Below are 7,452 nucleotides of genomic sequence, written 5' to 3'. Positions count from 1 at the left end.
GGGCGGCGAGGAACGCGTGATCTTCGCGCACGCGCTCGCACTGTCGACCGGCGGCATCCCGCTGCTCTATCTCGGCGACGAGGTCGCCCAACTCAACGACTACTCCTATCGCCGCAATCGCGCCGAGGCGGGCGACAACCGGTGGGTGCACCGCCCGCACCGCCCCGAGCAGAACTACGCGGACCGGATGGATGCCACGACCCCCGCGGGCCGCGTCTTCTCAGGGCTCACGCGGCTCATCGACGTCCGCCGCTCGACGCCCGAGCTCGCCGGGAACGAGCTCATCGCGTTCGACGCGCACGTCGACTCGGTGGTCGCGTTCCTCCGCCCGGGCGACGCCGGCGCGGCGGTCCTCGTGCTGGCCAACGTCGCCGACCACGCCGTCGAGGTCGACGCGCTCACCCTGTCCGGACTGGAACCGGATGCCATCGACCTCATCGCTGAGGAACCTGTCGCCCTCGCGGGTGGGCTCACGGTCCCGGCGCACGGGGTGCTGTGGCTGCGGGTGGGGCTGCGCTGAGCCGATGTCCGTTCGTCTGATTCCGACGGACCTCACCGAAGACGATGTCCGGCATCAGCTCGCCGTCGACACGGCAACGGACCAGTGACACCTTTCGAAGGTCGACGTCGGGGAGGATCCGCCGTCCGAGTTCCCGTTCATGATTCGACAGCCCTTCGATGTTGTCCCAGGTGATGGCGTGGGCGTGGCCCATGATTCTCGTTTCTTGCCCCTGAATGGATCCTCTGCAGGGTTGCGAGCCGCGCGGGCGGATTGACTTTCAGCTCCGAACATGCAGATGGGGGCGAGAGATCACCCCGCGGGGTGAATCTGGACCCCTCGATCCGGTGCGCTGCTAGCGTCCCCCGATTGGGGGACATGTGGCAGAGGAGAGCCACGGTCCGGGCATGAAGGAGAAGTCGAGCGATGACGCTCAAGACGATGGGCCAGCGGGCTCTCGTACGGTCTCGAAGGCGGTTCGCGCTCGTCCGGGCGTTGAGGGAAGAGCCTTCACCAGGAACGACCATGGTGGCGATCGGCGACTCGTTCGTGTCGGGCGAGCCTTTTCTGACGTCGGCGGACACTTTCGTCCCGATCGTCGCCGAACGAATGGGCATGAACCTGGCGTTCATGGACGGGCAAGGCGGAACGGGGTACATCCGCGACGCCCATGGGCGTGCGGATACATTCGCCCACCGACTCCCCGACCTCGCCGCCTTCCACGCGGACCTCCTCCTCATCTCGGGCGGCTACAACGACACCTGGGAGATGCGGAAACGCGGCGCCCACGACGAAGCCCTCACGGCTGCGACGAAGACCCTCGAACTCGCGCGTACCGTCGCCCGGACGGTCCTCGTCATCGGCCCGATCTGGCCCCGCGCCGAAGCAGTCCCGACCGAAGCCGTCGATCTGGCCGACCACATCCGTGCGTGCTGCGCGCGCCTGGGTCTCGGATTCGTCGACAGCCTGCACGCCTTCGACGCGACAGACAGAACGACGGCGATAGACGCCGACGGGACGCACCCCACGCGGGCGGGTCACGCGCACGTGGCCGCCCATGTGCTCGCCAACTGTGGTGTGTCCGACGCGCACTGAAACGACGGAGGCGCGCGTCGACGTGCCTGCTGACGACGCGACGCACGACGGTGAGCGGCGAGACTCGAGTGCCGGCTACAGGACTTGAACCTGCAACCCCCGTATTACAAGTACGGTGCGCTACCAATTGCGCCAAGCCGGCGAGACGGCCAGTCTATCGACGCCCGGCGGGATGCCCCACGCGGGCGTCCAGATGCGACTCCCCGCGCGGGCCTCAGCCCGCGGTGGTCGGAGTGGGCGTCGGGGTCGGCGTGGCGGTGGAGTAGTAGGCGTTGCTGTCGACCGTGAGCACGAACTGGGCGAACTCCTTCGGGTCGTCCATGCGGCCGACGTACGGCGTGCCGTTGACGAGGACCGTGGGGGTCGCGGTCAGCGCCTGGCCCTTGGTGTCGGGCAGACCCTTGATCGCGCGGTCGGTCGCGGCCTTGGCCCACGCGGTGTACGTCTGGTCCTCGATGCACTGGCGCACCGCGTCGGGGTCGCTCACGCCTGTGCCCTGCGCCATGTCGGCGAGCTTCTCGTCGCTGTAGCCGTCGGAGTCGACCGGGGGCTGGTTGATCAGCAGCTCGTGGTTGAAGGCGAAGAACTTGTCCGAGGCGTGGGTCGCGACACAGGCTGCGGCGCCGGCGGCGCGGAGGCTGTACTTCGTGCCGTTCGACTTCGAGGTGAGCATCGCCACCGGGTAGTACGTCAGCGAAGCGGCATCCTGAGACACCCACTTGGAAAGCTGCTCGGCGTTGGCGAGCTGGAACTCCCGCGCTTCGCTGGAGAGGTAGTCGACGTAGACGCGGATGTCGACCGGCGCGGCAGTGGTGGTCGGCTCCGGAGTGGGCGTGGGGGTCGGCGTGGGCGTGGCCTCGGCCGCCAGCGCGGAGGCGTTCCCGTCGACGGTCTGGTCGGCGCGGGGGTCGGCGATGCCCGTCGCCGCGGTGACGACGAAGCCGTCGTCGGAGGCGGCACGCGGAAGCGCCGCCGAACGGCCGTCGCGAGAGGACAGCGCGTAGGTCACACCGGCGGCGCCCACGGCCACGACGGCGATCGCACCGACGACCACCAGGACGCGACGCACGATCCGCGCCCGCGTCTGCCGCGCCTTGACCTGCTGCGCCTTCTCGCGCACCGCCTCGCGGCGAGCGTTCTCGGCGGGCAGATTCGGCGTCTGGTCGTTGGACATGGGACCTCTCGGGCGCGGACGGATGCCGCTGACGATGATGGGAACGCACGGGTAGGCGAACGAGCATCGATGGTAGTAACCCTGGCTGAGAAATGACCAGACACGTGCGATACTGGCCCTGCGCTCACTGTCGCGCGCGCTCGGGGTCGCCCCCGTTCATTCCATTCACTACGGATCGTCCGGCACGTACCTGCCGGTGAAGGAGAAGAAGAAATGGCGTCCGTCACCTTTGACAACGCAACCCGTCTGTACCCCGGAGGCACTCGCCCCGCGGTCGACAAGCTCAACCTCGAGGTCGGAGACGGGGAGTTCCTCGTCCTCGTCGGACCCTCCGGTTGCGGTAAGTCCACGTCGCTCCGCATGCTCGCCGGCCTCGAAGAGGTCAACTCCGGCCGCATCCTCATCGGCGACCGCGACGTCACCGACGTCCCGCCGAAGGACCGCGACATCGCGATGGTGTTCCAGAACTACGCGCTGTACCCCCACATGACCGTCGCCGAGAACATGGGCTTCGCCCTGAAGATCGCCGGCGTGGGCAAGGAGGAGCGCGCCGCTCGCGTCCTCGAGGCCGCGAAGCTCCTCGACCTCGAGCAGTACCTGACCCGCAAGCCGAAGGCCCTCTCGGGTGGTCAGCGTCAGCGTGTCGCCATGGGCCGCGCCATCGTGCGTCAGCCCCAGGTGTTCCTCATGGACGAGCCGCTGTCGAACCTCGACGCCAAGCTCCGCGTCCAGACCCGTACCCAGATCGCGTCGCTGCAGCGCCGTCTCGGTGTCACCACGGTCTACGTCACGCACGACCAGACCGAGGCCCTCACCATGGGCGACCGCATCGCGGTCCTCAAGGACGGTCTGCTCCAGCAGGTCGGCACCCCGCGCGACCTGTACGAGAAGCCGAAGAACGTCTTCGTCGCCGGCTTCATCGGCTCGCCCGCGATGAACCTGTTCCCGGTCGACCTGGCCGAGGGCGGCGTCCGCTTCGGCGACCTCGTCGTCCCCGTCGAGGCCGACGTCATCGGCAAGGCGCACGGCTCGGAGGTCACCATCGGTGTCCGTCCCGAGGACATCCAGGTCGCCCCGGCCGACGGCAAGGGCCTCACGGTCGTCGTCGACCTCGTCGAGGAGCTCGGCGCGGACGGCTACCTCTACGGCCACACCGACATCAACGGCAAGCGCACCGACATCGTCGCGCGCGTCGACGGCCGTCGTCACCCCAACGCGGGCGAGACAGTCGTGCTGGCGCCGGTCCCCGGTCACGTGCACGTCTTCGACGTCACGTCGGGCGACCGTCTCACCGACAAGGCCATCGCTTCGGCCTGATCGACGCACCGTCGCGGCGCGGGGAGTCTTCCGGACTCCCCGCGCCGCACCCTTTTCCCCGGAGGAACCGTGGCCGAATCCCTCAGCATCACCGCCAGCACCGTCGACCCGGGGCTCCTGCAGCTGCCGTGGTCGACGGGCCTCGCGGACTGGCCGAGTTCGCACATCGTCGCCCTCCCGAAGGGCATCTCCCGCCACCTCGTGCGGTTCGCGAATCTGTCCGGCCGCGTCGTCGCCATCAAGGAGACGACCGAGGAGATGGCGCGTCGCGAGTACGACATGCTCGGCAACCTCGACCGCCTCGACGCGCCCTGCGTCGACCGCGTAGCCGTGATCGCCGGACGCACCGACGCCTCCGGCCGCCCGCTCCCGGCGGCGCTGGTCACGGCGCACCTCAAGTTCTCGCTCCCCTATCGCGCGCTGTTCACGCAGGTGCTGCGCCCGCACACGGCGACACGTCTCGTCGACGCCCTCGCCGTGCTGCTCGTCCGCCTGCACAACGTCGGCTTCTACTGGGGCGACGTATCGCTCTCGAACACGCTGTTCCGCCGCGATGCGGGCGAGTTCGCCGCCTACCTCGTCGACGCGGAGACGGGCGAACTCCAGGGCAACCGCCTGACCGCCGGGCAGCGCGCACACGATCTCGACATTGCCCGCATCAACATCGCCGGCGAGATCATGGACCTCGAGGCCGGCGGCCGCCTCGAGGGCGGGGTGGATGCCGTCGCGATCGCGGACGGGCTGGTCTCGTCGTACCACTCGCTGTGGGGCGCTCTGACCGACAAGGAGACGTTCGCCGTCGACGAGTCCTGGCGCATCACCGAGCGCGTGCACCGCCTCAACGCCCTCGGCTTCGACATCGGCGAGATGTCGATCAAGACCGCGAGCGACGGCACGCAGGTCTCGATCCAGCCGAAGGTCGTGGATGCCGGGCACCACCAGCGGCGCCTGCTGCGGCTGACGGGCCTCGATGTGGAGGAGAACCAGGCTCGACGTCTCCTCAACGACCTCGACGAGTTCCGCGCGCGGGTGTCGCGCCTCGGCGCAGACGAGGAGATGGTCGCCCACGAGTGGCTCACCCGCGTCTTCGAGCCCATCGTCATGGCGATCCCGTTCGACCTCCGCGCCAAGCTCGAACCGGCCGAGGTCTTCCATCAGGTGCTGGAACACCGCTGGTACATGTCGCAGGCGCGCGGCCGGTCGGTGCCGCTGGCCGAGGTCGTGACCTCCTACATCGACGACGTCCTGAGTCACCGCCGCGACGAGGCGACCGTCATGGGACCGCCGACCGACACGATGTCGCTCGCCACCATCTCGGACGCGTCGGCCCCGGAGACGGGCGAAGTACCCACCACCGACACGGACGTCATCGACTGGCGGGATCTGGTCTGACGAACGACGACGGCGCCGCCCCGGAAGGGACGGCGCCGTCGTGGTTCGCGCGGTCAGTAGCCGACGGCGAAGTGGTCGCGGGAGTGCTTCGGGTTCTCGATCTCGTCGAGCACCGCCACGGCGAAGTCGGCGCCCGAGATGAACGAGTTGCCGTCGGCATCCACGACGAGGACGTGCCCGCCGTCGCGATACGTGCCGGTGCGCTCCCCCGGAGCCCACACGCCGAACCCGCCGGCGGGGTGCACGTAGAACCAGTCGCGGTCCGAGGAGTCGGCCTCGAGGTCTTCCAGGATGCCGATGGCCTCCGACGCCTCGGGCTTGTACTCATCGGTGAAGCCCTCGGTGTCGATGAGGCGCGGGCCGCCCTCGGCCACGAGCGTTCCACCGGCGCCGCCGATGACGCCCAGGCGCACGTCCTCGGGGAGGACGGAGTTCAGCTGCGCGATCGCCGGGCGGAGCTTGCCCAGCATGTCGCCGCGCGGCGCGACGGCCGAGACGACGACGTCGACGCCTTCGAGCTCGGCGAGCAGGCCGGGGACGTCGAGGACCGTGCCCTCGATGTACGTCGCTCCCTCGACGCGCTCGGCGGGCACCGAACGGGCGACCGAGACGACCGTGTGGCCGCGACGGACGGCTTCGGTGACGATGTGGCTACCGGCGTAGCCGGTTCCTCCGATGACGGCGATTCGGGTCACGGGTGTTCCTTTCCTCCGGTCCGCGATTCCCCGCGGACGTCTCCTCCCAGCGTGCCGGTTCCGGGCCCCGTCGCGAAACGCAGGAGCCCGAAACCGACACGATTCACAGCAGGATCTGCAGAGGATTCTCGATCCGGGCCACGAACGCGGCCAACCACTGCGCCGCGAGCGCGCCGTCGAGCACCCGGTGATCGGCCGAGAGCGTGACCGACATGACCGTGGCGGCCGCGAGCGACCCGTCCTCTTCGACCACCGGCCGCCGCGTCGCGGCTCCGACGGCGAGGATGCCGGCGTGCGGCGGGTTGATGATGGCCGAGAACGACGTCGTCCCGTACATGCCCAGGTTCGACACCGCGAACGAGCCGCCCTCGAGCTCGTTCTGCTTCAGGCGCCCCTCGCGCGCCCGCGCCGCGAGGTCGCGGACCGTGGCGGCGAGCTCGCCGATCGAGAGGCGGTCGGCCTGGCGAACCACCGGCGTGAGGAGCCCGCCCGGCACCGACACGGCTACGGCGATGTCGGCCGCCGAGAACCGGCGCGTGGCATCCGGGGTCCAGATCGCGTTGGCCTCCGGGACGTCGCGCATCGCGCCGGCGACCGCCTTCACCACGAGGTCGTTGACCGAGATGCGCTGTTCGCGCCCGGCGTTGATCTGCGCTCGCAGGGCGAGCAGCGCGTCGACCCGGCAGTCGGCCTGCAGGTAGAAGTGCGGCACGGTCGACTTCGACTCGGTGAGTCGCCGCGCGATCGCGCGCCGCATGCCGGTGTGCGGCACGTCCTCGTACTCGGCGCCGAGCGGGGTCGGAGCCGCGGCCGGCTGCGGAGCTTCGGATTCGGGGGCGGGTTCCGGATGCCGCTCCGCCGGCGCCGGGGTCCAGGCATCCAGGTCGCGGCGGACGATCCGTCCGCGTGGACCCGACCCGGGGACCTCGGCGAGGTCGATGCCGCGCTCGGCAGCCAGGCGCCGCACGAGCGGGGAGGCGAAGAGGCGGCGCTCCTCGGCGGGCGTCTCGGCGGCAGCGGTGGCCGAGGCAGGAGCAGGAGCAGGGGCCGGAGCGGGAGCGGGAGCCGGTGCGGCCGCAGGCGCATCCGCCGCTTCCTCGGGCGCGGCGGCGACCTCGGCGTCGGACGGCGTCGCGGTCGCGGGGGCGGGTGCTCCCCCGGCCGCGGCGAGCGCGGCATCCACGCTCTCGCCCTCCTCGGCGAGCACGGCGATCGGGACACCCACGGCGGCGGCGTCACCGGCGGGCAGGAGGATCCCGGCGAGGATGCCGCGCGCTCGG

The 7,452-nt window shown here is 70.2% G+C and carries 7 protein-coding genes and 1 tRNA gene; 4 read left to right on the top strand and 4 right to left on the bottom strand.

The window, feature by feature from the left end:
• On the top strand, positions 1 to 520 hold a 520-nt coding region (locus I5G_RS19200; protein ID WP_022880510.1), incomplete at its 5' end, for a DUF3459 domain-containing protein.
• A gap of 405 nt (positions 521 to 925) precedes the next feature.
• Positions 926 to 1,594, top strand: coding sequence for an SGNH/GDSL hydrolase family protein (locus I5G_RS24230; protein ID WP_083896713.1), 669 nt, complete (start codon positions 926 to 928; stop codon positions 1,592 to 1,594).
• A gap of 69 nt (positions 1,595 to 1,663) precedes the next feature.
• On the opposite strand, the gene I5G_RS19185 is transcribed toward I5G_RS24230, so the two are convergent.
• Positions 1,664 to 1,736: transfer RNA gene (locus I5G_RS19185), tRNA-Thr, on the bottom strand.
• A gap of 72 nt (positions 1,737 to 1,808) precedes the next feature.
• Positions 1,809 to 2,768, bottom strand: coding sequence for a thioredoxin domain-containing protein (locus I5G_RS19180; RefSeq protein WP_022880508.1), 960 nt, complete (start codon positions 2,766 to 2,768; stop codon positions 1,809 to 1,811).
• A 213-nt stretch (positions 2,769 to 2,981) separates the two neighbouring features.
• Between I5G_RS19180 and I5G_RS19175 the strand changes: the two genes are divergently transcribed.
• Positions 2,982 to 4,085 (top strand): ABC transporter ATP-binding protein, encoded by a 1,104-nt coding sequence (locus I5G_RS19175; RefSeq protein ID WP_022880507.1) that lies wholly within the window; start codon positions 2,982 to 2,984, stop codon positions 4,083 to 4,085.
• 69 nt (positions 4,086 to 4,154) lie between these two features.
• Positions 4,155 to 5,477, top strand: a complete 1,323-nt coding sequence (locus I5G_RS19170) for a DUF4032 domain-containing protein (protein WP_022880506.1) — start codon at positions 4,155 to 4,157, stop codon at positions 5,475 to 5,477.
• 53 nt (positions 5,478 to 5,530) lie between these two features.
• Here I5G_RS19170 and I5G_RS19165 read toward each other — a convergent pair whose 3' ends face one another.
• Entirely contained in the window at positions 5,531 to 6,172 is a 642-nt protein-coding gene (locus tag I5G_RS19165) for an NAD(P)-dependent oxidoreductase (RefSeq protein ID WP_022880505.1), read from the bottom strand.
• A gap of 103 nt (positions 6,173 to 6,275) precedes the next feature.
• On the bottom strand, positions 6,276 to 7,452 hold a 1,177-nt coding region (locus I5G_RS19160), incomplete at its 5' end, for a 2-oxo acid dehydrogenase subunit E2 (protein ID WP_022880504.1).

Source organism: Microbacterium sp. B19 (genome assembly GCF_000333395.1).
In the GTDB taxonomy this organism is placed as follows: domain Bacteria; phylum Actinomycetota; class Actinomycetes; order Actinomycetales; family Microbacteriaceae; genus Microbacterium.
The sequence above is the reverse complement of the archived record's forward strand: the minus strand, read 5'-3'. Positions and strand labels throughout refer to the sequence as shown.